At 39.6% G+C, this 24,722-nt stretch carries 23 protein-coding genes; 13 read left to right on the plus strand and 10 right to left on the minus strand.

All coding sequences use genetic code 11. The features are described from left to right. Positions 1-3 precede the first annotated feature (3 nt). Positions 4-1,836: an excinuclease ABC subunit UvrC gene (gene uvrC / locus ACWIWK_RS04720; RefSeq protein ID WP_454151293.1), complete on the minus strand. Its 1,833-nt coding sequence runs from the start codon at positions 1,834-1,836 to the stop codon at positions 4-6. Between the two features lie 144 nt (positions 1,837-1,980). Between uvrC and ACWIWK_RS04725 the strand changes: the two genes are divergently transcribed. The 3 genes from ACWIWK_RS04725 to ACWIWK_RS04735 are packed head-to-tail and all read left to right on the plus strand — an operon-like array spanning position 1,981 to position 5,361. Then, a complete protein-coding gene (locus ACWIWK_RS04725; RefSeq protein WP_454151295.1) occupies positions 1,981-3,363 on the plus strand; it encodes a sigma-54-dependent transcriptional regulator in 1,383 nt (460 codons plus the stop codon). Between the two features lie 18 nt (positions 3,364-3,381). Further along, complete coding sequence (locus tag ACWIWK_RS04730) at positions 3,382-4,635, plus strand: amidohydrolase family protein (protein ID WP_454151297.1); 1,254 nt, start codon at positions 3,382-3,384, stop codon at positions 4,633-4,635. 18 nt (positions 4,636-4,653) lie between these two features. Further along, on the plus strand, positions 4,654-5,361 hold the full coding sequence (locus ACWIWK_RS04735; RefSeq protein WP_454151298.1) for a hypothetical protein: 708 nt from the start codon (positions 4,654-4,656) through the stop codon (positions 5,359-5,361). Between the two features lie 10 nt (positions 5,362-5,371). Here the strand turns inward: ACWIWK_RS04735 and ACWIWK_RS04740 are convergent, their stop codons facing one another. From ACWIWK_RS04740 to ACWIWK_RS04775, 8 genes are all read right to left on the minus strand, one after another. Then, entirely contained in the window at positions 5,372-5,872 is a 501-nt protein-coding gene (locus ACWIWK_RS04740; protein WP_454151300.1) for a hypothetical protein, read from the minus strand. Between the two features lie 13 nt (positions 5,873-5,885). Then, entirely contained in the window at positions 5,886-6,461 is a 576-nt protein-coding gene (gene gmhA, locus ACWIWK_RS04745) for a D-sedoheptulose 7-phosphate isomerase (protein ID WP_454151301.1), read from the minus strand. Then, on the minus strand, positions 6,461-7,894 hold the full coding sequence (gene rfaE1, locus ACWIWK_RS04750) for a D-glycero-beta-D-manno-heptose-7-phosphate kinase (protein WP_454151302.1): 1,434 nt from the start codon (positions 7,892-7,894) through the stop codon (positions 6,461-6,463). The genes gmhA and rfaE1 overlap by 1 nt, the downstream gene beginning before the upstream one ends. A gap of 12 nt (positions 7,895-7,906) precedes the next feature. Continuing rightward, positions 7,907-8,914: an ADP-glyceromanno-heptose 6-epimerase gene (rfaD, locus tag ACWIWK_RS04755; protein ID WP_454151304.1), complete on the minus strand. Its 1,008-nt coding sequence runs from the start codon at positions 8,912-8,914 to the stop codon at positions 7,907-7,909. 19 nt (positions 8,915-8,933) lie between these two features. Beyond that, complete coding sequence (locus tag ACWIWK_RS04760; RefSeq protein WP_454151306.1) at positions 8,934-9,500, minus strand: D-glycero-alpha-D-manno-heptose-1,7-bisphosphate 7-phosphatase; 567 nt, start codon at positions 9,498-9,500, stop codon at positions 8,934-8,936. Next, positions 9,500-10,825, minus strand: a complete 1,326-nt coding sequence (locus ACWIWK_RS04765) for a hemolysin family protein (protein WP_454151308.1) — start codon at positions 10,823-10,825, stop codon at positions 9,500-9,502. The genes ACWIWK_RS04760 and ACWIWK_RS04765 overlap by 1 nt, the downstream gene beginning before the upstream one ends. Positions 10,826-10,987: 162 nt before the next feature. After that, the gene (gene dcuC, locus ACWIWK_RS04770) at positions 10,988-12,373 is read right to left on the minus strand and encodes a C4-dicarboxylate transporter DcuC (RefSeq protein ID WP_454151310.1); all 1,386 of its coding nucleotides are present in this window, start codon (positions 12,371-12,373) and stop codon (positions 10,988-10,990) included. Positions 12,374-12,542: 169 nt separating this feature from the next. Then, positions 12,543-13,562: an alpha/beta fold hydrolase gene (locus ACWIWK_RS04775; RefSeq protein WP_454151312.1), complete on the minus strand. Its 1,020-nt coding sequence runs from the start codon at positions 13,560-13,562 to the stop codon at positions 12,543-12,545. Between the two features lie 133 nt (positions 13,563-13,695). Here ACWIWK_RS04775 and exbB point away from each other — a divergent pair, with 133 nt between their 5' ends. The 10 genes from exbB to mnmE all read left to right on the plus strand — a co-directional run bounded on the left by exbB (position 13,696) and on the right by mnmE (position 22,442). Further along, entirely contained in the window at positions 13,696-14,163 is a 468-nt protein-coding gene (gene exbB / locus ACWIWK_RS04780) for a TonB-system energizer ExbB (RefSeq protein WP_454151314.1), read from the plus strand. Further along, entirely contained in the window at positions 14,160-14,549 is a 390-nt protein-coding gene (locus tag ACWIWK_RS04785) for an ExbD/TolR family protein (protein WP_454151316.1), read from the plus strand. The genes exbB and ACWIWK_RS04785 overlap by 4 nt, the downstream gene beginning before the upstream one ends. Positions 14,550-14,588: 39 nt before the next feature. Continuing rightward, the gene (locus tag ACWIWK_RS04790; RefSeq protein WP_454151318.1) at positions 14,589-16,361 is read left to right on the plus strand and encodes a hypothetical protein; all 1,773 of its coding nucleotides are present in this window, start codon (positions 14,589-14,591) and stop codon (positions 16,359-16,361) included. Between the two features lie 32 nt (positions 16,362-16,393). After that, a complete protein-coding gene (locus ACWIWK_RS04795) occupies positions 16,394-17,122 on the plus strand; it encodes an OmpA/MotB family protein (RefSeq protein ID WP_454151320.1) in 729 nt (242 codons plus the stop codon). A 63-nt stretch (positions 17,123-17,185) separates the two neighbouring features. Next, positions 17,186-17,323, plus strand: a complete 138-nt coding sequence (gene rpmH, locus ACWIWK_RS04800) for a 50S ribosomal protein L34 (protein WP_034570110.1) — start codon at positions 17,186-17,188, stop codon at positions 17,321-17,323. After that, positions 17,313-17,762 carry a ribonuclease P protein component gene (gene rnpA / locus ACWIWK_RS04805; RefSeq protein WP_454151322.1) on the plus strand — a complete coding sequence of 150 codons (450 nt, stop codon included), beginning with the start codon at positions 17,313-17,315 and terminating at the stop codon, positions 17,760-17,762. Before rpmH ends, rnpA begins: the two co-directional genes overlap by 11 nt. Then, positions 17,746-18,225, plus strand: coding sequence for a membrane protein insertion efficiency factor YidD (gene yidD, locus ACWIWK_RS04810; RefSeq protein WP_454151324.1), 480 nt, complete (start codon positions 17,746-17,748; stop codon positions 18,223-18,225). The genes rnpA and yidD overlap by 17 nt, the downstream gene beginning before the upstream one ends. Positions 18,226-18,235: 10 nt before the next feature. After that, positions 18,236-20,044, plus strand: coding sequence for a membrane protein insertase YidC (gene yidC, locus ACWIWK_RS04815; protein ID WP_454151326.1), 1,809 nt, complete (start codon positions 18,236-18,238; stop codon positions 20,042-20,044). Next, entirely contained in the window at positions 20,041-21,048 is a 1,008-nt protein-coding gene (locus tag ACWIWK_RS04820) for a Jag N-terminal domain-containing protein (RefSeq protein ID WP_454151328.1), read from the plus strand. Before yidC ends, ACWIWK_RS04820 begins: the two co-directional genes overlap by 4 nt. Beyond that, on the plus strand, positions 21,048-22,442 hold the full coding sequence (gene mnmE / locus ACWIWK_RS04825; RefSeq protein ID WP_454151330.1) for a tRNA uridine-5-carboxymethylaminomethyl(34) synthesis GTPase MnmE: 1,395 nt from the start codon (positions 21,048-21,050) through the stop codon (positions 22,440-22,442). The genes ACWIWK_RS04820 and mnmE overlap by 1 nt, the downstream gene beginning before the upstream one ends. Here the strand turns inward: mnmE and ACWIWK_RS04830 are convergent, their stop codons facing one another. Further along, positions 22,443-24,695, minus strand: a complete 2,253-nt coding sequence (locus ACWIWK_RS04830) for a TonB-dependent receptor domain-containing protein (RefSeq protein ID WP_454151332.1) — start codon at positions 24,693-24,695, stop codon at positions 22,443-22,445. Positions 24,696-24,722 lie beyond the last annotated feature (27 nt).

Raw genomic sequence — 24,722 nt, forward strand, 5'->3', positions numbered from 1 at the left:
TAACTACTTCTTAGAGCGCAAAGCCTCTTTTATCTCTGTATTATTGAGATTTTCAATGACCTTTATACTACCATAAATCCGCAACAATTTTTCTATTTGTGCGTGCGTTAAGTCGCGTTTATCTCCTAGAATCTTAATGCGCGTAAGCTCTTTGAGTTTTGTAGCACGATGAAAGGTAATGGCAAAACGATGCGCCTCATCACGGAGTTTTTGGAAAAATTGTAGTTTTTTATCACTCGGAGAGAGTTTGTGTATGCCCTTGTGTGAATGCAACATATCATTTGCGCTTCCCTTTGCCCTATGGGCTTTCCCTGCTATTTTATGTTTAGCAATGGCGATAATATCCACATTCGCGCCACTAGATTCTATAATTTCGCGTGCAAGATTGAGCTGCGCACTTCCACCATCAATAAGCCAGCAATCAGGCGGAGGATTTTCCTCAAATTTATGCGCACGCCTTGTGAGTAATTCACGCATTTGGGCGTATTCATCGCGTGCTTGTAAGGAGAAGTGGCGATATGATTGCTTAATAAAGTCGTTATTTTCAAAGACTATCATTGAGCCCACACATTGACTCCCCGCGTGATGAGAGGTATCAAAAACTTCGATTCTATACGGCGTGTGGGTGAGGGCAAAAAATGTTTGAATTTCTACTAAAAGTTCGTTGTATTGACTTGTTTGGATTTCTTCTAAGCGTAAAATTTCTGTCGCATTATTGTTTGCTAGTGTGATAAGCTCGGCTTTTTTGCCTTTGATTGGTTGGAGAATGGGGATTTTTTTGTTAAATTTGTCATAAAAAAAATCTTGGAGCTTTTCTTTATCGCTAAACTCACCAATATCACTAGGCAACAAAATACAATCAGGCAAAATGGGAGGATTTTTGGCATAATGAGAGAGTAGGGCTTGAGAATAAAGCGCGTGTATTTCATTTTGAGAGGATAATGCACTATTGTGCGCGATGATATAATCACTTGAATTGACGCGTCCATTGCGCACAAATAGCTTAAACAAAATCACTCTTTGATATGTCTTGCTTGTGTGAGAATCTGCACTTGATGAAAAATTCACATTTGGCGCAAGAATACTAAAAATATCATAATTGCTTATGTCTGCTAAATCAATGCTGCTCTGTATTTGCATTTGTGTAATTTTTTTTATCATATCGCGTAGCTTTGAGGCTTCTTCAAAAGCCTCACATTTAGCAAAGGATAGCATTTTAGATTCTAACATTGTAAGAAGTTTTTTCTTGTTATAAATGAGTTCTAGGGAATCTTGGAGTATGCTAGCGTAGTTTTCTTTAGAGATTTTTTGCTCACAAGGCGCACTGCAACGATTGATTTGATAAAACAAACAAGCTTTTTTGCCCTTGAGGCAGGATTTTTTTTGCACGAGTTTGTTGGTTTGTAAAATACCCTCTAAGAGCTCTTTTGCGCCAGAGCTAAAAGGACCAAAATATTGCACTTTTTGTTTTTTAATGATTTTGCGTGTGATACTAATGGTAGGAAAATCTTCAGATCTATCGACATACAAGTATGGATAGGTTTTATCATCGCGCAATAAAATATTATATTTTGGTTTAGAGGCTTTAATAAGGGCATTTTCTAGGATAAGGGCGTCTTGTTCGCTTGTGGTAACAAGCGTTTTAATATCATTGATTTGTGCTACCATTGAGGCGATACGAGGACTTAGATTGGCACTTTTGGCAAAATAACTTTTTACGCGTTTATTGAGATTTTTTGCTTTCCCCACATACAAAAGCCTCCCTTGCGTATCATAGAACTGATAGATTCCACATTTTTGCTGTATGTTTTGTATAAGATTTCTTAAATCTTTCATTTAACCACCATTACGCCTAAAAATAAGCTATAATTTAACACTAAGACTCTAAATGCACAATATTACAAGAGGCAATTTGCTACAAGGAGTATTTGCGCGCTCTTATGAGGACAAGCCTTGCAAGGGTGATTTTAAGGATATATGATGAAAATTTGCATTGTCGAAGATGATACTAACTTCCGAAAGGCACTAGAGATTACTTTTGGTGATTATCCACAATATGAAATTGTGAGTTTTAAAAATGCTAAGGAAGCACTAGATGGCATTGATGAAAGTTTTGATGTCGTCATCACTGATATAAATATGCCTAAAATGGACGGATTGCAGTTTTTGAGCGCATTGCAAGAGCAGGGTAGCAGGCATTATAAAGCTATCGTTATCACAGGGAATGCCAGCGTGCAAAATGCCATAAAAGCAATACGCTTGGGCGTAAAAGATTTTTTAATTAAAGAAAAAAATATTGAAAAAGAAATGATTGAGGCACTAGAGCGCATTGCTAAGGAGCAAGAAAGAGAGCTAAATGCGCTAGATTCTAAAGCAAATACCCAAAAACTTCAAGCAAGCGCGCCAAAATCACCAAGCAAAAAGAACACAGAGGCAAACCTCGTGGAATCTAAGCGATTTATCGCTACTTCACCTGCATTAGAGCAGGCAAAAAAAATCGCACTCAAAGTCGCTCCAACTGATGCTAATGTTTTTTTGATGGGACAAAGTGGCGTGGGAAAAGATGTATTTGCAAATTTTATCCACGAAAATTCAAATCGCGCCAAATCTCCATTTATCGCTATCAATATGGCAGCAATCCCTGAGCATTTATTAGAATCTGAATTGTTTGGATATGAAAAGGGCGCATTTACGGACGCTACAACACAAAAACTCGGAATCTTAGAAGTCGCAAATGGCGGGACCGTGTTTTTAGATGAGATTGGCGAAATGCCTATTGGTTTGCAAGCCAAACTTTTGCGCGTGCTCCAAGAAAAAACACTTACAAGGCTTGGGAGCTCTAAGGAAATTGTTATTGATGTGCGCTTCATCTCTGCGACTAATGCTAATATATCCCAAAAAATCACTCGAGGTGAGTTCCGCCAAGATTTGTTTTTCCGCTTGCAGACAATCCCAATCTTTATCCCACCACTTAGCGAGAGAAAAGAAGAAATCCTCCAAATAGCGGAGTATAAACTCCAAGAAACTACGCAAAAATATGGTTTTGAGCCAAAGAGTTTTAGTGAAGATTCTAAAAAACAAATGCTTCAATACGCTTGGCACGGGAATGTAAGAGAGCTTTTGAGCGTGATTGAACGCGCAGTCATTTTAAGCGATGGTAACGAAATTAAGCCCGAAGACTTAGCATTGCAAAGTAGAGAACGCGTATTTGGGAATCTTCAAGATTCTAGCATTGCAGATTTGGAAAAGGAGCTTTTATATCAAATGGTGCAAAGAGAAGATGGCAATATGCAAAAAATAAGCGATTTGCTAGGAATGAGTGAGAGTGTCTTGCGCTCAAAAATCGCTCAGTATGGAATCTAAGACCAAAGGAATTGCAATATGATAATCAAAGACGCCACAATGTGTGATTATCGTGGGAGCAAAAAGGGTTGCTTAAAGGTTGAGAATGGCATCATTGCGGAAGTAACGCAAAACTTAAATGAAATGAAAGAATATCAAACACACGAGATATATGAGGCAAATGGCAAACTCCTTATGCCTGCTCTCATTGATATAGGCGTGTATCCTAAGGCAAAGACACTCTCAAGGAACAATCTCACCACGCTTTCAAAGAAGGCTTTAAATGGTGGATTCTCTACTCTTTTACTTTTTCCACAAAGCACGCCAGCTATCGATAATGAAGCCATTGTAGAGCTGGTAAAAAGTCTTGATATAGCCACACAAGTGCATTTTATCCCAAGCATAAAGCCTACTATCACGCAAAATAGCGATAGTGCGAGCCCTCATAAACTAAGCGATATAAGCAGGCTGTATGATAATGGTGCGCGTTGCATTTGCACCAATAGCGATATTGATGGGAATATGCTTATACGCATAGCCCAATACGCCAAAATGCTTCAAACACCTATCATTTGCCTCCCTAAAGAAAGCTCATTATCACAAGGCGTGCTTTTTGAGGGTGAGTTTGCGGGTAAATTAGGATTGCCAATGATAAGCTATAAATCTCAAAGCACAGAAGTGGCTAAAATATGCGAAATGTTTGTGGATTGCGATATTACATTGCTTTTAAATGCTGTGTGCCTCCCGCGTAGTGTGGATATTATCCAATCTTACAAAGCACAAGGCTTAAAGGTGCATACACAAGTAAGCTTACATCATTTGATTTTGAATGAAGAGGTGTGTGATAATTACAACACCGCTGGCAAAATTACTCCACCACTTTTGCCAGAGAATTTGCGCGTAGCATTATTGGAGAATCTTAAAGGCGGTAAGATTGATGTGCTTAGCACTTTGCAGTGTGCAAATTTCAACTCGCAAAAAGACCAAGTGTTTGAATTGGCGGAATCTGGGATTGATTGCATTGCCTTTGGTTTTGCCCTTGCGTATGATAGGATTTTTAAGGCACATAATATTGAGCTTAGTGTGCTTTCAGCATTGTTTTCACACAATCCTGCGAGAATCTTGGGGCTTAATCGCGGAAGTTTGGAAGTTGGAGCGGAGGCAGAGTTTATCATCGTCAATGAGGATTCTCACACGCTCATAGAAGATTCCTTTTCGCCGTATAATGGAGTAAAGTTGCGCTCCAAAGTGGAAAAAATCTATTGCAATGGGACAATGCACGAGTTAGTATAGTTTAGAGTGTGGATTATGATGAGAATTTGTGTATTATGGGTTTTGATTCCGTGTGTTGTGTTTGCCAAATCATTGTTTTCCCCTGACATTAACGGGGTTGTTGTGGAGGAATTTTTCGCACAATATCGTGTGGTATTTTTGTATTTTGCCTTGCTTTTGTTATTTTTTACCGCATTAGTAAATCTTATGCAAAAGCATTTTGTAAATGTTTTTTTACATTTGGGGTTGGTGTTACTTTTTTTATTTATTATGATTGGGAGTGTTTTTGTATCGGCTAATCCAAATGATTCTAAGATGTTTTTCCTCTCTAAAATTTCAATGTTTGTTTCGCTTGGAGTATTTTTGAGTATGTTACCCTGCTTTATAATGAGTGTGTGTATCCATTTTGAGAATCGTGCATATTTTTTTGAGTTAAGCGGTGCTAAAAAGATTGCAAATAGCGCGTTATCATTTTTTGTGGGTATTGGATTGGTTATTGTTGCTTTTGGTTTGAGTGTATTTTTAAGCAAAATTGGAGCGGACATAAAACAGAAAAATTTTGACAACATCTCTATTTCTCTCATTCTTTCACTATGCGTTTTTGTAGGGATTTTATATGTGATTTATAGAGAATCTAGCCTTGCCACGCACAATGCTAGTCAAAGGATATTATTCTTTTTGCAGCACGGCTCGCTTAGTTTTGTAGCCATACTTGCGATAAATCTAGTAATGCGATATTTGCTCTAAAACGATTCTTTTAAGAAAAAAACTTTATAAAATTTTTGGAAAAAACAATCTTTTCTAATTCTTTTTGTGTGAGATGTTGATTCTCGTTGTTGCCAGATTTAGCTAGCAAGGTGCGTAAAATCTCCACACACGATTCGCAAAATGGCAATGGATAATCCGCATACCACGCTGTGGTAACATTGCCTTGTTGCACAGTGAAGCTAAAGGAATTTTTTTGCGCTTGCACTAGGCTTAAAAGCGGATTTTTGGAATCTATGAGTGCTAAAAACTCATCGCACGCACAAAAGTGTAATTTCGGTGCGCCAAAGGCTTGAAAGTCTTTATAACTCACCACTTTAATATGCCCAAAGCATTGCAACACTTTGCCATTAGGCAATGTGAGTGTATTTAGTCCAGCAGTGCTTTGGACATTGGCAAAGGGTGCACTGATTCCATCAGTGCTAATGAGTTCTTTGAGCTCTTGTGAAAAGTTGTGAATCTTATTGAGTGATTCAATGGTTTTTTCAAACATTATCCACCGCTACTTATCCACACTGATTCTCTATAATATCGCACAATGCGTGGATAACAAGGATATGGACTTCTTGGATTCTTGGTGTATCGTTGCTTGGGACGATGAGATTTATTGCACACAATTCATTCATTGCCCCGCCATCACGACCGCTTAGCCCGATATTTTTACACCCAATTTCTTTACCAATTTTAAAGGCATTGAGCACATTAGTAGAGTTCCCACTTGTGGAGATTCCAAAGATTATATCGCCTTTATTTGCAAGGGCTTGCACTTGGCGAGAGAAGACAAATTCATACCCATAGTCGTTGCCTATGGCAGTGAGTGCGGAAGTATCCACACTTAGAGCTATGGCAGGAAGTCCTTTGCGCTCGCGTTTATACCTCCCTGTGAGTTCAGCAGCAAAATGTTGAGAATCTGCCGCACTCCCGCCATTGCCACAAATAAGCACTTTACCTCCGTCTTTAAGGCATTGCACTAAAAGTTGCGCGCTTTGCTGGATAGAATCTAGCATTGCAGGCAAGGCTTTTGTGCTCGCTTCGATGTGTTTGTGAAATTCCTCTGTAATAAAGTCGCTAAAATCTTGCATTACAAACTCCTTATTTTTTCTATGATGTTGCTACTTGATTTGTTGGGGACAAATTCAATTAAACGCACTTCTTTGACAAATTCACTTCCAGCAATTTCCTTACCTTCATAATCCGCCCCTTTGACTAAAACATCAGGGGCGAGATATTTGATAAGTTCGCTTGGCGTAGATTCTTCAAAGATTACGACATAATCTACACTCTCCAAACTCGAAAGCACAAAGGCTCTGTCCTCTTGTGTGTTAATAGGGCGAGAATCACCCTTAAGTGCTTTTACAGAGCTATCACTATTAAGCCCAACGATAAGCATATCGCCTAATGCACGCGCTTTTTTGAGGTATTGAGTATGCCCGCGATGGAGAATATCAAAGCACCCATTGCTAAAGACAATTTTAGTGTTTTTGTTGTTTGCCCTAAATGTATCTAAAATACGCTTGAGTTGTTCTTTTGATAGAATCTTGTATCCACTAGAATCTTTTATCTTAGCGTGCAAAAAATGGTCAATTTCAATATGTGTGGCGTTTGCACTACCAACTTTGCCGACCACCACCGCTGCTGCCATATTCGCAAACTCACTTGCCTTATAAATGTCTAACCCAGCACTTAATGCAAAGCCAAGAGCAGCAATCACGGTGTCTCCAGCTCCCGTTACATCATAGACTTCTTGGGCGAAAGTGGGAATCTTTTGGCATTTGCCCTCATCAAAGATTCCAATCCCATCTTCGCTTAGCGTGATAAGCGAGATGGAGAGATTGCAAAGTTCTTTAATCTTTAATCCAGCTTGCAAAAGACTTGTATCATCGTTAATAGTTATACCTGTGGCTTCTTGGGCTTCCTTTTTGTTTGGAGTGAGTAGAGTTGCGCCTTTATACTTCGTGTAGTCCTTGCCCTTAGGGTCGCAAAGCACGAATTTATGCTCCTTTCGCGCAAGAGTGATGATGTGTTGCGTAAATGTGTAATCTAAAAGCCCCTTGCCATAATCTGAAATAATCACACAATCCACTTTTTTAAGCAAAGATTGCAATTCATCGCGCACTTTTGCTAAAAGCGTAGAATCTACACTAAGCGCACTTTCTCTATCTACGCGTAAAACTTGCTGGTGTGAAATGATTATGCGCGATTTTTTGGTCGTTGGACGCGAGGAATCAACAAAAATATGGCTAATATCCACACCAAGTGATTGCAAGGTTTGTGTGAGCCATTTGCCATTTTCATCATCGCCTATCACTCCACATACGCTTACTTGTGCGCCAAGAGCAATAAGGTTATTTACTACATTGCACGCTCCACCTAAGCGATTGCTTTCGCTTTTGACATCTACGACTTGCACAGGGGCTTCGGGCGAAATCCTCTCGCATCCACCCCAAATGTAGTGGTCAATCATCAAATCCCCAACTACAAGGATTTTTGGACTTTTATTTTCTAAATCAAACATTTTTGCAATGGGTTATTTTTTAGCGATTTCTCGCTCATAGATTCTCTTAATTTCTGGGACATACACTTTTATAGCTTCTTCTAGGCTAAATCGTGGTGTGTAGGATAAAAATTCTTTTGTGCTTTGAATATCTGCTTGCGTATGGTTTTGATAGAATCCATAAGGATTGTCAAAATATTCCACTTCAAATTCGCCTAATTCTGCTTTGAGTGTATTTACTACATCATTAAAACTCCGTGCTACGCCTGTGCCCACATTATAGATTCCGCTTTTTTGTGCTTCTATTGCTTTGACATTTGCTTGAATGACATCTTTAATGAAGACAAAATCACGCTTTTGCTCGCCGTGCTTAAAAAGTCGCACTTTTTTGTGCTCTAATGCTTGGAGTCCGAGTTGTAGCACCATTGAGGCGGTTTTGCCTTTATGATATTCTCTCTCACCAAAAACATTAAAATATCGCAATCCAATGAGTGGAATCTGTGGCTCGCACGCAATTTGTCTGCGCGAAAAATAATCCATATACAACTTAGAATACCCATAGACATTTTCTGGGACTTCGCCTTTTCCTACGATATTTGGCGCACTTGAGTTTCCATAAGTCCCAGCAGAGCTTGCATACACAAGCATAGCACCTTGTTCTTTAGCGATATTATAAATATTTCTAAAGGCTTCAAAATTGGTCTTTAGCACGAGATTCTCATTTGTGGTGGTGGTATCTGAAATGGCAGCTTGGTGGAAAATGTAGTCAAAATTGCGCTTGGCAATGCGCGCTAAATCTTCATCATTGGTAATATCACCAATGATAATTTCATTTTTAAAATCCACAAGATTCTTAAAACTTCCCAAGCTTTTTAGATTTCCATTTGGGAATCGTTCATCATTGCGAAATGTATCAAACACAACTACATTTGCCTTTGGATATTCATTTTGAAAATACAATGCCAAGTTGCTTCCCACAAAGCCAGCTCCGCCTGTAATAAGGATATTTTTACCCTCCAAGTCATCATAAATGTATTTCATTTTTGCTCCTTTCGTCTTTTTAAGTTAAGTTTTGCTGTGTGATTATAGCGCGTATTTGGCTAAGATTTGCCACAATGTGTAAATTTGTGAAGTGCGTATCCTCAAAATCGCCTGATTGTATAAAACGCTGTGGCAGTGTGCAATCTATAAGAAATTTATTTTGCACACCTCCATTTTGTGCACATTGCATATCTGTGATTTTATCACCGATAAATAATGAAGTGTGTAAATCAATATCAAATTCACTCAATGCTTGCGTAATCATTCCGTGCTGTGGTTTGCGACAATCGCAATTTTTTTCTGGTAAATGAGGGCAAAAATAAATGCGCTCAAAGCCAAATCCAAGTCGTTTTGTGAGTTGTTCTTGCATAAAGGTGTGTAGAATTTCCATATCTTGCTGTGTGTAAAGTCCGCGCTCAATGCCTGATTGGTTGGTTATTACAAGGAGGAGAAATCCTTGCTTTTTTAACTCTGCCAAAAGATCAAAGATTCCATCACAAAAGACAAAATCCTCTATTTTATAAGTATAGCCCTTGCCATTTTGGTTGATTACACCATCTCTATCAAAAAACGCGCATTGTTGCACTATTGTTCCCCTATTATCGTATCTTTGATTTTGGTGATTTTTAGTTTGCTAATGCGTGTGTTGTCCATTTGTAGCACTTCAAATTTGCACGCGCTATCTTCACATAAATCACCCACTTCTGGCAAGCGTCCTAAAAGTCCAAATACATAGCCGCCAATGGTAATATGGTCGCCTCGCTCTTGAATATCAACATTAAGGAGTTTTTCAATATCATCAATAGTAATTTTCCCGCTTACTTCATAGACATTTTCGGCGATTTGTTGGTATTCTTGTGTTTTTAAATCGTGCTCATCAGAAATATCGCCCATTACTTCCTCGATAATATCCTCCATTGTCAAAAGCCCAGAAGTCCCGCCAAACTCATCAATAACCAAAGCAGTATGCACTTGCTGGCGGTTCATCATTGTGAGAATCTCTGAAATATACGCACTTTCAGGCACAATAAGCATTTTACGCACGAGATTTATCATATTGCTTTCTTTTTGACTGATAGCATTTTGGAGTAAGTCGCGGATATGCACCATTCCCACGATATTGTCTTTAGAATCTCTATAATAAGGATAGCGCGTGTGGTTTGTCTCAAGCACGATTTTCATATTTTCTTCATAAGAGTTTTCCGCACATAGGCAAATCATATCTTTTCTTGGCGTCATAATCTCCTTTGCTACAATATCCCCAAAATCTACTGCGTTTTGGATAATTTCTCCCTCAACAGAATCGATATAGCCCTCTTTGAGACTCTCACCAACGATGATTTTAAGCTCCTCATCGGAGTGGGCTAGCTCACTTTCTTTCGCCTGCTTTATCCCCATACGGCGCAAGAAAAATGCCGCAAGTAAATCAAACAAACGAATAAAAGGATAAAAAGTAAGCCAAAAATAATGCAGTGGCTTAGCGATAAAAAGCACCATAGATTCTGTTTTGGCAATGGCGATAGACTTTGGCACAAGCTCGCCTAATACAACATGCAAAAGTGTGATAAAAACAAAAGAGAGGGTGATAGAAAGTATATCTATAAGCGCACCATTGCCTTTAAAGGCAAATTCAAAGAAATATAAAATAAAACTCCCAATGCCATCTTTAGAAACCCAACCAAGCGCAAGAGAGGCGAGCGTGATTCCAAGTTGGGTCGCGCTTAAATAAGTATCGAGGTTAGAGGTTATTTTGAGCGCAAGAGTAGCATTTTTTTTGCCATTTTTAGCAAGTTCTTCTAGCTTACTTCTGCGGACTTTGACAATGGCAAATTCGCTTACAACAAAAAAAGCATTCAAAAAAACTAGCAATAATGCTAAAAGAAAGAAAAAGCCCGAGTGATATGGGTCCAAAAATACTCCTTAAATTACGGCAATAGTTTTGCTATTACAACCTTAAAGCATAAACCACGACTCTACAAAAACTAACCTTAAAAGCAACTTAAAAATTATTTTTATCATTCCGTTGTGTGTAAAATTGCACCTGCGACTTAAACTTTACACAAAACAATGTCATTATAGCGTGAAACTATACGCCACAAGGATATTTACCACCATTCCCACGAGTAAAAGTGGCGTAGAGCGTTTCACAAGTGCTATTGGATTTATTTTGGTGTATCCTGCAAGCACTAAGATTCCGCCTGAGATTGGCGAGGCTGCGCGTCCTAAGCACGAGGCGATTTCTATGGGTAGCACTAAGACCATCGGGTGAATCCCGAGCTTTGTGGCAATATCTGGAGCGAGCTTGCCAAAGGCATTAAATGCCGCGATTCCGCTCCCCATAATTACGGTGGCAAAATACACGATAAAACTTAATAGCGTTATGGTTAAGATAATAGCCGATGCGCCCATATTTGAGATGGCATTAGCGATGATTCCTATGCCTCCAAGTGCCTTAATGCCTTCTGCGAAAATTCCCGCTGCGATGATAATCGCCACAACGGTAATAAAAATATCTGCCATTGCGCGTAGGATTACAAGCATATCTTCGCCTAACTTTTTACCATCACGGTGGCGTGCAAATTCTATGATAAACACAAGTGCGATACTAATGAAATTTGCCGTGATGACATCAAGCTTCACGCCCATAAAATACGCGCTAAATAAAAACACGATAGGCAACCACGGGAGCAAGATATAAAATGTCGGACATTGAGGATTGATTATTTTAGGGATTTCTACCTCTTCGTTGTTTATGCCCTTTGCTTTATCGCGCTTGTCCATATATGCGTAATAAAATGGGATTAACAGCGCGATAACCACCACATAAGCGATAACGACATAAATTTGATAGTCTAAAAATAGCCCCACAACATTATCCTTTTCGCCTACCATATCCGCCATATTTATGGAGTTGCCATCTTTTGGTCCATAATCAAGCGCGATTAAAGAGAGCACCGATGCAGCGGTAATGGGGCGGATTCCAAGTGCGATGAGCACGGGATAAATACACGCAAGCAAAAGTATAAGCAATCCTGCATAAGAGGATATGACGATTTTAAGTGCCATACCCACGATGAAAGTCCCGCTTAATACAAGGTATTTGTTGCGAATCTTACCCAAAGGCTTATTAGCAAGGTAGGCGAGTTTGGCGGAGGCGTTGATATGTTTCATATACGCAGCAAATCCAGCCACTGACATTATGATAAGCCCTACACCTGCGAGATTTTTCTTAAAACTTGCCGTGATAAAGGCAAAGGAATCAAGCAAATTTGTAAGAAAAGTGATTTCTTCAGGTTCGCGATTTGTGTTTGGAATCGCTGTGCCCGTGAGGTAAAATGCAGCAATGAGAATCACAACGCCAGAGACAAAAAATATAAAAATAGGATTGTAGTTTTTTAGCACGAAATACGCCACAATGCCCACAGCGAGAATCGTGCAAAGTATCATTGCAAAGTCCATTGAGATTCCTTAGTTTTTGTAAAGATTATAGCTTAATATCCATATTCTTAAAATCTGTAATACCCACAAATATTACAAAAATGTGAAATTATGTAACATTGAGTAAAAATGGCTTACAGCAATCTCAGCTCCTTTGTGTGGGGTTAAGTTGTCCTTAGTCATTTAAACATTATTGTGTTTGTGTCTTGCTAAGCCACGCGAGGAGCTCATTAAGCACTTCTTGTTTGTTAATCTCTTGGAAAATCTCGTGTCTTGCTCCTTTATAGAGGTTCATTGTTACACTAAAGCCAGCATTTGTGAAATTATGCGCGATTTTTTTCACACCTTTGCCAAAGTCCCCACAGCTATCGCAATCCCCACTGATGATATAGATAGGGAAATTTGTTTTTGTTGCGTTTGTAGAATCTAGTGGCGTTGGCGTTGGGTCTTGCACCCATTGCGTGCCTTCAAACAAATCAATAAAACTACAGAGTGAAAACACAAATTGACATAACGGATCGCGTTTATACGCATTCACACCTTCTTGACTGCGATTAAGCCACGCGAAATCACCATAGCTTAGATTCTCACCATTTGGTTTCACAAAAGGCTTATTAAATCCACCAAAACTAAGCGCGTTAATGAGTTTATTGCCTTGCGTCAAACCAAGAGTTTTGAGAATCTTTGTGAGTGTAATGCCAAATGGCAAAAGTGGATTATACGCAGGAGAGCCAGAGAGGACAAGTCCATCAAGCTCATAACCAAAAATCTTGGCATAACCACGCGAAAGCAATGAACCCATACTATGCCCAAGTAAGATAAATTTTTTATCGTTAAATTGATTTTTTATAATCTTACTAAGCTCGTGCATATCAATAATAGCGTGATAAAATCCGCTGTTTGAGGGGAGATTTTTAGGTGCGTTTGGAAATTTAATCTGTTTGAGTGAGCGCATTTGCCCTAATGGGTGAGAATCATCAATGCTTTTACCGTGCCCTCTGTGGTCGCTAATGGCTACGATATAGCCATTTTGTGCGAGATTCTCGCAAAGCCACTCATAGCGTGCCTTATGCTCTACCATTCCGTGCGCGATTTGGATAAGTGCTTTGGCGTTTTGTATGTCTTTTGGCATATAAATATCATATTTAATGCGTAAAAAATCCACAACTGAAGTAAATTCCAAGTCTTTTTGTATAAAAATCGCTGACATTTGCGCCTCCTTTTTGTTTCTTGTATTTTGCCCTAAAGGGTATAAAATGTGTCAAATAAGGCAAAAATTCGTATAAAAACGCTACAATTTGACACTTGATTTTAGGATTTTATTTTATTATTTAGGCGTTGTGATGAGGGAAGTTGTTGATTATGGAGTTTTAGGTTTTTTGTTGTTTTTGAGCATTGTGGTGGTTGCCATTGGCATTGAGCGGGCGTGGTTTTATGCTACTGTGCGTGTAGATGATTATAATGACAAGCGACTTTTGGAGTTGGACTTACATAAGCGATTGACTCTTGTTGCGACTATTGGCTCGAATGCTCCGTATATTGGACTTTTAGGCACGGTGTTTGGCATTATGGTAACTTTCGTAGAAATTGGCAATAACACACTTTTAGATACGCAGGGCATTATGTCTGGGCTTTCTTTAGCACTTAAAGCCACTGCTGCTGGGCTTGTTGTGGCGATTCCTAGCATTGTATTTTACAACCTGCTTGTGAGGAAAGCTGAAGTAGTGCTTACCAAATGGGATATTTATCATAATCCATCAAATATCGCTCCCAAACCCTCATCACGCCTTGATAAAGAGAGTGATAAATGAAAAAGATAGATTCTCTTAACCTTATTCCTTTCATTGATATTATGTTAGTATTGCTTGTGATTGTGCTTACAAGTGCTTCTTTCATACACCAAAGTAAAATCGAAGTGGAGATTCCCACTTTGCAAGAGCAAAAAGAGGGAAGCATACAAACCGAAAGCAATGAAAAGATTGTCGTCATTGACAAAGAGGGAATTTATTATTTTGATGATGTGGCACTTGAATTAAACGCATTAAAAGAGGAGTTAGGCAAACTTGATTTGCAAACTCAAATTATCATTCAAGGCGATAAGCAAAGCGGATTGGAGCATTTTTTAGACCTTAGCACGACTTTGCAGGCGTTGGGATTCCATAATGTCTTTGTGATTACGCAGAAAAATCAAAAATAAGGAGAATGGGCTTAACCCCCATATTTTAAGGAGGAAATAATGGTTATTTTAGCGATAAATGTGTTATTTACAGGATTTATGATTGCACTTTTTGTGTGGGATTATCGCACTTATGGCACGCAAAGCCACAAAGACTTAAAGTCAATTATAATGAGTAGCGGGGTTTTGGGGACTTTTGTTGGGATTTTTATCGGTTTGCTTGATTTTGATGCTTTTGCACTGCAAACCTCTATCCCCACGCTTTTAGATGGATTAAAAACAGCCTTTTATACTTCGATTTTAGGAATGGGACTTGCCATTTTGCTTTCAATTTTGCAAAAAAGCAAAAATATCAAAAGCACTGAGGAAAGCGATATAGATTTTTTATTTCAAAAATTAGAGTTTTTAAACCATTTAAACCATTTGCACCACTTAACAAAGTTAGAGAGGATTCCAACGCGAGATGATATTGTAGAACTATCACACAAAAATTATGCGATGATAGAATCGTGCTTTAGTGAAGTAAATACTTCTTTAAAGCTCGCTGTGAGTGAGCTAGCAAAGGGCGCATCGCGTGAGCTTATCATTGCATTAGAATCTGTGATTAAAGATTTTAATACAAACTTACAAACACAATTTGGCGAGAATTTTAAAGAGTTAAATACCGCGGTTGGCAAACTTCTATCGTGGCAGGAGGAATATAGGCATTTCGTGCAAGAAACACAAGTGCTTTTGCGTAATGTTGAGAGCACACTTAATAGCACACAAAGCGCAATGCAAACTTCACAGCAAACATTTGAGCAAATCCTCTCGCAAAATGAGCGCGTGAGTGCCTTTTATGAAGAGAATCTTAAAATCATACAATCTTGTGAGATACAAAACAACAAACTTCAAACCCACTTAGCCCATATCGCAAACTTAGAGCCAAGCTCAAAGCAGGCATTACAAAGCTTAGAAACTCTTTTTGATACGATGAAAGAAAACGCCAAAAATGCGCAATCCCATATCGCAGACCTTAATGAAAACATCAAACAATATGCCCTGCAAAGTGCTAAAGATATGCAGCAAAACTTTGATAACGCGACACAATCACTCATCGCACAAAGTGCGCAAAAACTAGAATCTATGAGTAATGATACGATGAAAACACTCCAAAGGGACTTTATACTCTTGCGACAATCTAGTGATGAAAATTTACAAGAAATCCGCAATGTAAGCATAAGAAGCCTAGATTCTATGCTTGAGGGACTAAAACAAACACTTGAAGAATCTAAAGGGCTACAAAAGCATAATGTGGAAGTGCTCCATACTTTAAGCGAGCAGGCGAGTAAGAATCACAGCGAGATTTTACAAACCTTTAGCTCGCAACTCAAAACAATGAATGAAGAAACGCTAGACGCGCTCAATGCAAGCGCAAACAATGCACGAGAGGGCGTTATGAGTCAATATGAGCTCTCTAATAAATACATTAAAACCATTGCTTTGCAATACTCTAAACTCCTCCAAAAGCTAAGCGAAGACTCTATAACAACGCCAAAGCAAGTTAGCGAACAGATTCTAAGTGAATTTAATGAGTTTCAGCACGCAATGATTGAAAACATTAAACAAATGCGAGATTACCTTGTGCAAAATAATAGCGAACTACATAATTTTTATAAAGTGCTTGGGGAAGAGATTTTAGAGGATAGCAAACAAAACTCTGCTCTAAGCCAAGAACTTAAAGCATCGTTACGGAATCTTGATGAAGCAATGAGCGCGAGTGTGAATAATTTTTGGAAAAATTATGAATGGTTTTTGCAACGCATAACAGAACTCATCGGCGCACGAAAATAGCACATAAAAGTATGGAATCTAAGGACTAAACAATGAATAATAAATCCTCGCACAATCATTGGATAAGTATCTCAGATATGATGGCTGGGATTATGATGATTTTTTTGCTGGTGATGATTGCCTTTATGATACTTTCTCAACAAGCCCAAGATGAGCTAAGCGCACAAAATAAGCGATTAAGTGAAATCAATGAAAAAATCACAGCCATAGCGCAAAATTACTCAAATTTGCAAGCAGAGCTTTTTTTAGATTTACAAAAAGAGTTTTCTAAGGATTTGGCGCGTTGGGACGCGCAAATTGATGTGGATAATACCATTAGATTCCGCGAGCCTGAAGTGCTCTTTGACGCTGGGGATAAGCAAGTCAAACAGCGGTTTAAAGATATTTTAGATGACTTTTTCCCGCGTTATATAAAGATTCTCACTCTTCCAAAGTATCAAGTCAATATCGAGGAAATTCGTATAGAGGGGCATACTTCAACAGATTGGATAAGTGCAATTAGCATTGAAGAGCGATATTTAGGGAATGCTGAACTCTCTCAAGCAAGGGCATTTGAAGTGCTCAAATATTGTTTTAATCAACGCTCTATCAACGCACACAAAAAATGGCTTATTGCAGTGTTGCGTGCCAATGGGCTTAGTTTTGCAAAGCCTTTAGATAATGATAAAAAATCGCGTAGGGTAGAATTTCGTGTGATTACGAAGTCAAATGAGAATCTGCTTGAAATTTTAGATTTAAGCAAGGAATTTGCAGAAAAATAGCGTTTTTTAAGGAAATTTATGGCACAATCGCAAGTTTATTTCACTTTATATAAAGGCAAGTAAATGAAACGAACCTATCAACCACACAACACACCAAGAAAACGAACTCACGGATTTCGTGCAAGAATGAAAACAAAAAATGGGCGCAGAGTGATTAACGCTCGCCGTGCAAAAGGGAGAAAGCGACTAAGTGTGGCTTAATGAGACAAAAGCCAATCAATCTCTTAAACTTAGCTCGTTAAAGCGCACCTGCGAATTTGATGTCGTGTTTAAAAATGGCAGACGCTTTAGCACGGATTTTTTTACTGCATTTATTATCGATTTTGCCAACCCACACACACTAAAAGCGCGAAACTCACAAGACAACTATCGTGGCGCAAATCTTAAAGATTCTCCTATTTTTCAATCTATTCTTGCGCGTGGAGCGCAAGTGTATTTGGGGTTAAGTGTTTCGCGCAAGGTTGGAAATGCCCCAACACGCAATCTTTACAAACGCCGATTGCGTGCATTGTGTGCAAGTAAAGAATTCAATGGGCAGATGATAGTTTTTGTGCCTAAACCCTCATTTGGTGAGCTTGACTTTCAATCATTGCGTGCATTAAGTTTAAAAGCTATTCGATACAATGCCAACAATCTTTAATCTCCCAAAACTCACCAGCAAAATAAAGATAATATTTGCGCGTTGCATTCTTGCATTGCAGGTTGTATGCTCTTGCGTTTTTTCTCTGTTTAATGTGATTTTAAGTAGGACATTGAAGTTTGTTGTCATCATTTATCAAAAAAGCCTCTCTCTAGTCATTGGGCGGAGCTGTAGATTCTATCCTAGTTGTTCAAATTACGCTCTTTGGTTATTTGATTTTAATAAGCCATTTCAGGCGATGCTAAAAATCACACACAGAATCCTTATGTGTAGTCCTTTAAGCAGTGGCGGTATAGATTATCCAACTTTAGAAATGAGTATTTACCCAATTTTTTTCACAACAAATCCACAGCAAAAACGCATAAAATATTGGCTACTCCCTTACAAAAATTCTCTATTTTTAGCTACAATTTCATATCCCAAACGAGTTAAGGGCACATTTGTTATAATTAAATCATTTTAAAGGTTACATTATGTATTATCCAAATCCCAATCAAAACAATGACGATGGCGGTGGTCTTGGGCGTATAATGTTGGTTATTGCCTTAAGCATTGGCTTTTTTGCTGTATATATGACGATTTTTCCACCAGAGCAAAAGCATAGCCAACATAATACACCAAATCAAGACACCACTTCTATAAATACCCTAGAGCAAGCTACAAATAATGCAAATAACATAGGCAATGCGCCTATTGCGCAATCTAATCCTGCTACACCTAAAGATAATACGCAAAATTTCGCACTGCAAGCACAAAGCAATATCCCGCTTAAAGATTCTCTTATTTCTGTGATAGAATCTAAAGATTTTGAGATTGAAATTGACGCGCTTGGACGCATTAGAGAAGTGTATTTAAAGGACGAAAAATTCACACGCGATGAGCAAGAAAGCCTCTTTAGTATCATCGGTTCGCTGTTTGGTGGTTCTTCTACCAAACCTCATATTGATAAACTTGCTCTTTTTGGGGAATCTGAGCTAAGAGCCCTTGAGGTGCGATTTAGCGATAATGCGATAAATCAAAAGGCGTTTAGCACGCCATATATCGCTTCTGCTCCGCGTCTAGAGATAGAATCTAGTCGAGATTCCGCCCAAAAGTCATCACAAATTCTTACCCTTACGCAAAATCTCGGCGAAGTAAGCATTACTAAAGAGCTGAAGTTTTATGAAGATTTGACTTATGAAGTGCATATTAGTGTGAGTAATCCAAATATTGAGTATTTTATCAGCAATGGTATGCGTCCAAAGGGTGATAAGGACAATTATGTCTTTCGCGGAGTGCTTTTGAAAAAAGATGATGGTTCTATCAAAAAAATCGAAGATGGCGATGCGCAAAACGAAGACTTCCCTAAATCACGCTTCATCGCCAGCGTGGATAGATATTATACAAGTTTATTTTATACTAAAGATTTAGCCAAAGGACTAAATATCCGCATAGGAAGAGATTTGCAAGATAATCCAATGCCGTATATGAAGCTCTATGGGCAAGATAGCTTTTATGGATATATTGGACCAAAGGATTATAAAAATTTAGAACACATTTACAAAGAGCTTTCAGATGTCGTGGAATATGGGGTTTTTACTTTCTTTGCAGAGTGGATATTTTTACTCCTTGATTGGTTGTATGGCATTTGTGGGAATTGGGGGTGGGCAATCGTGCTTTTAACCCTCTTAGTGCGATTGGTGCTTTTCCCATTGAGTTATAAGGGAATCCTCTCAATGCAAAAGCTCAAAGATATTGCGCCAATGATGAAAGAGATTCAGACGCGTTACAAAGGCGACCCGCAAAAAATGCAAATGCAAATGATGGAGCTGTATAAAAAGCACGGCGCAAACCCGCTTGGTGGTTGTTTACCCTTATTGTTGCAAATTCCTGTATTTTTTGCTATTTATCGTGTGTTGTATAATGCCATTGAGTTGAAAAATTCGGAGTGGATTTTTTGGATTCGTGATTTAAGTGCGATTGACCCATATTTTGTGTTGCCTGTGCTTATGGGCGTTACGATGTATCTCTCGCAGATTCTCACTCCATCAAATTTCACTGACCCAATGCAAGAAAAAGTTTTTAAAATGTTGCCGTGGTTTTTTATGATATTTTTCATTGTTTTTCCATTTCCAGCTGGGCTGGTGCTTTATTGGACGATTAACAATATCTTTTCTATCATTCAGCAACTTGTCATTAACAAAGTCCTTGAGCGCAAAAAGGCCATAGCCCAAAAGATAAAAGAAACAAAAGAAATGAATGTAGAGGAGCAAACCAAGCACAAGGGGAGGAGAAGTAAATGAAAAAAATTACTGCTAAGACACTCCAAGACGCACTTTTGCTTGCCTCTGAGGAGTTTAAATGTTCCGTAGTGGATTTAGAATATGAAGTCGCTCAGAATCCAAGTGCTGGGATTTTGGGTATTGGGCGCAAAGATGCGGTTATTATCGTGGATTACAAAAAGGGCTATGATGAAACAAATAGTGAGCAAGATACTCCAAAGCAAGATAGTGGAGATTTCACATACGCTAAAAAAGCAAATGCACCACAACCCCAAAATACCAAGCAATCATCTCAAGCACCACAAAAAAGCACGCGTGCATACCCAAACACAAGCAACGCGCAAAAAAATATTTCCACAAAGGAGCGATATGAAAGCACTTATGAGGATTTTAATGATAGTCTTTGGGGTGATACGAGCTGGGGCGAGCCAGAAGGAGATTACACGAGTGCAAATCATTCAAAGCACAAAACACAAAGCGCATTCCAAGCTACGCAAGATTCTAAAGATTACAATGTCTCAAGCTCTACTTCCGTTGCGAACACACCAAAGATTAAAGAGATTGATGAAAAGGCTATGGTAAGTGATGTTGAGCGCGAGCTAAAGGAGTTGTTTTCTTATTTGCCTTTTGAGATTGACCATATTAAGGTAGTTTTTATGAATGATGAACTTTGCATTACCATTGATGGGAGGGATTGCGCGCTTTTAATAGGCGAGAAAGGCTATCGTTACAAGGCCTTGAGCTATTTGTTATTTAATTGGATTAACCCAAAATATGGCGTTACCGTGCGTTTAGAAGTAGCAGAATTTTTGAAAAACCAAGAGCAAATGATTGATGTGTATTTAGAGGGGATTATTGAGCAGGTTAATGCGACTTCAAAAGCGCAAACAAAGCCATTAGATGGTATTTTGGCTTATATTGCACTTGGCAAGTTGCGCGAGATTTTCCCACAGAAGTATGTGTCCTTTCGCCTCACTGATGAGGGCGAGAAATATATTATTATCAACGATTTTAAAAAGAGTTAATGCAAGATACAATCGTTGGAATCTCCACTCCTGTTGGCATTGGTGCGATTTGTATCGTGCGACTTAGCGGTAAAGACGCGCTAGATATTACACTAAAGATTGCCCGCCGAGATTCTCTCACTCCGCGTTATGCGACATTAAGTATGGTTTATGATGGAGAGGGTAGGGTGATTGATGAGGCAATATTGCTTTATTTTAAAGCCCCGCATAGCTTTAATGGAGAGGATATTTGTGAGATTCACTGCCACGGTGGAGTCGTATGCGCAAGAATGGTTGTCTCAAGCGCACTTAGTTTTGGCGCACAAATCGCACGCAATGGCGAGTTTAGCAAACGCGCCTTTTTAAATGGCAAACTTGATTTATCCCAAGTTCAAGCCATAGCCTCTTTGATACATTCTAAAAGCGCGGTAGCAAATGAGAGCTTAATCCACCAAATGCGCGGAAGTTTAAGCACATTTATTGAGAGTGTGCGGGAGAATCTTGTTGAGATTTTGGCTTATAGTGAGGTGCATATTGATTATAGTGATGATGTGGGGGAGGATTATATCACTATAAGTGAGAAGGTAGATTCTATCATTGCTGCATTACAGCGTATTTATACGCAATCAAAGCAAAGAGAGGGGCTTTTTACAGGGTTTAGGCTATGTATCGTAGGGAAGCCAAATGTGGGGAAAAGCTCGCTTTTAAATGCGTTGCTTGGGTTTGACCGTGCCATTGTTTCACCGATTGCTGGCACTACGCGCGATAGTGTGCAAGAAAGCCTCACTATCGCGGGCAATGTCATCACACTTATCGACACTGCGGGCATTCGTCAAAGCCCTGAGACAATAGAGCAAATAGGAATCCAAAAAAGTCTCCAAGCCATAGAGCAAAGCAACCTTATCCTTGTGCTTTTTGATAGCTCAAAGCCACTAGATTCTGAGGATTACGCGCTTTTAGAAGTGCTTAGACAAAGAGAGCAAGATATGCTTTTTGTGCGTAATAAAAGTGATTTGCCCTGTGGCTTTAGTCAAAAAGACAATGAGTTTTTAGAGGAGTGTTTTATGCGTATTTCAAACAAAATCGCGCCACATATTCTTTCAATCTCAACCAAACACGATAATCTACAAGAGCAAAAGCTCCAAGCACAAAAGGTTGTTGATTGTTTGGCGCGGTTTTTAGAGACAAAGCATAGTATCGATTTTCCACTACTTAGTGCGACTTATCAAGTCGATAAAGTGCATAACGCGCTTGATGAACTCCAAAGTGCAAAAGCAACTCTACAAGATGGAGCGTTAGAGCTTTTTTCGTTTCATATCAATGGGGCGATGAGTGCCCTTAGCGACATCACGCGCCCATTTGAGTATGGAGAGCTTTTAGATTCGTTGTTTAGCAATTTTTGTCTTGGCAAGTAGTTAAAAATCCAAAACTATATTCACAAAATATCTCCTGCCTTCTTGGATTACAGGACCATAGTAGCTTACATTTGCATTTGTGCTATTGTTGCCATTCATATAAGTGTAGCTCCTAAAATCCGCGAGATTGGTATCTAGCAGGTTATAAATCCCTGCATTTACCCTCACATTATCCGTGATTTTTACCCCCGCTCCTAGATTTAGCACGGTGGAGGGCTTGTAGTAGATTCCACCGAGTAGTTCTTTTAGCGCGATAGCTTGCGCGCTATTGCCTAGCGTAGTGGTATTTACGATACCTTCTCTAAAGTGCGCTTGCAAAAACACATTAAAGCGCGAGTATTGATAGGCGATTTTGCCAAAGAGATTGTTTCGCGCAGTGGTGCTTAGCGGATTGCCTTGATTGCTCCCTGAGGTAATTTCAGAATCTATAAAAGTATAGCTCATATCAAGGCTAAATCCATATAGAGGCTTAAGCCCAAAGCTCGTCTCTATGCCTTGCGAATACGCGCTATTGGCGTTATATGCCATACTACAAGTAGTCGCTCCGCTCGTGCTACACGCTGCGTTGTTTGTGCTTGTTACGCTTTGAGATTCGATTTTGTCGCGGAAGTTTGAGCGAAAGAGTGTGAGTGAGAAATCCACATACTTCATATCTAGCACCGTGCCTATTTCATAGCTTATGGAGCTCTCTGCCTTTAAGTTAGGATTGCCGATAAAGGGCAATGCGCCCTGCCTGCCATAGCCATAGACTGCGTCAATGGTTTGGTTTGCATAAGGGGCTTTATACCCTGTGGCGACACCGCCTTTTATCGCCCAGCCTTTGAGAATCTCATAGACAAGGTAGGCGCGTGGGCTTACATTATGCCCGAATTTATCGTTGTAGTTATAGCGCGCGCCAAGTGTGAGGGTAATCCCGCCCCATATATTCCACTCATCTTCAGCAAAGATTGCCAAAGTGTTGCGGTTATGACTTGCAGGCGTGGCGGCTAAATCGTGGTAGTTCTCAAAGCGATATTCCGCGCCGACATTGAGGAAATTTGAGCCTAGCTTTGTTGCTTCAAATAGCGGGGCTAATAGCCGAGAATCCACAATCACATCATTGCTAGCGATTCCGCGATTTTTGGTGGCATTTGGGTTGGTGTTAGGACCTACGACAAGTCGCCCTGTGTTTTCAGAGCGGGAGAATTGAATCGTGTTTTTCCACAAGCCATAGGAGTAGTCCCCTCTGTGTGCGAGAGCAGTGGAGAGTTTATTGACACCCACCCATTTTTCATAGCCACCTGTGTAGTTTGTCCCGCTTAGGTTCGCGCCTAGTGTGCCGATTTGCCCATCGCGGTTATCATAGGTGGATTTGGAGTAGTCAATATCCGCAAAATAGGTGTTTTGTTCGCTTGGTTTGTAAGTGAGACGCCCGCCGAAGTTATACATCACAAAGTGCGAGCCAAAGAAACTATTTACGACATTGCCTTTGTCATCGGTGGGTTTTTGGCTTCCGTGTCGCGTGAGCTGTCGAGCGCGGAGATTTAAGCCCCATTTCTCTCCAAGTGGACCGCTTAGATAAAGCGAGTTTTGGAAACTATTGCCAAACCGACTAGATTCTGGCACTATGGCTTGCGTTTGGAAGCTCCCGCCCCATTTATCGCTTATGGGCTTTGTGATGACATTTATCACGCCACCTAGCGCATCAGAGCCATAGAGCGTGCTCATAGGACCGCGGATTACCTCTATGCGCTCTATGGCACTTGTGGGAGGCATAAAGGTATTATACACGCCTACGCCTAGATTGGCTGTGGCGACATCACCGCTTGGATTTTGTCGCAAGCCATCGAGCAAATAAAGCGTGTAGCCTGCTGGCATACCACGAATGCTAATGGCATTTGCGCCGAGTTTGTTGCTCGTGCCCTCCAAGCTAACACCGGGCACTTCTTTTAACGCCTCGCCCAAATCGCGGTAGGGCTTTTGTTCTAGCTCCTCTTTGGTGATGACTGTTACGCTTGCTGGGGAATCAACGATATTTTTTTCATTTCCACTTGCTATGGAGACACTTTTGTCTAAGCGGACTTTTTGTGTGGATTTTGACGAATTGGAATCTGCAGAATCTGTATTGTCTTGTGGGGAAGTATTTACGCTCTCATTATCTGCTAAAAAGATAATATGCTCCCCCCCCTTATTGCTCTCTATTTGATTTGCGATGGCAGTGGTATGAGCCATACAAAGTGCTAATGAAATATGAATAAAATGATTTTTTATCATTATTGCTCCTTTTGTGATAATTTTACT

It is taken from the genome of Helicobacter sp. 23-1048 (genome assembly GCF_053654545.1).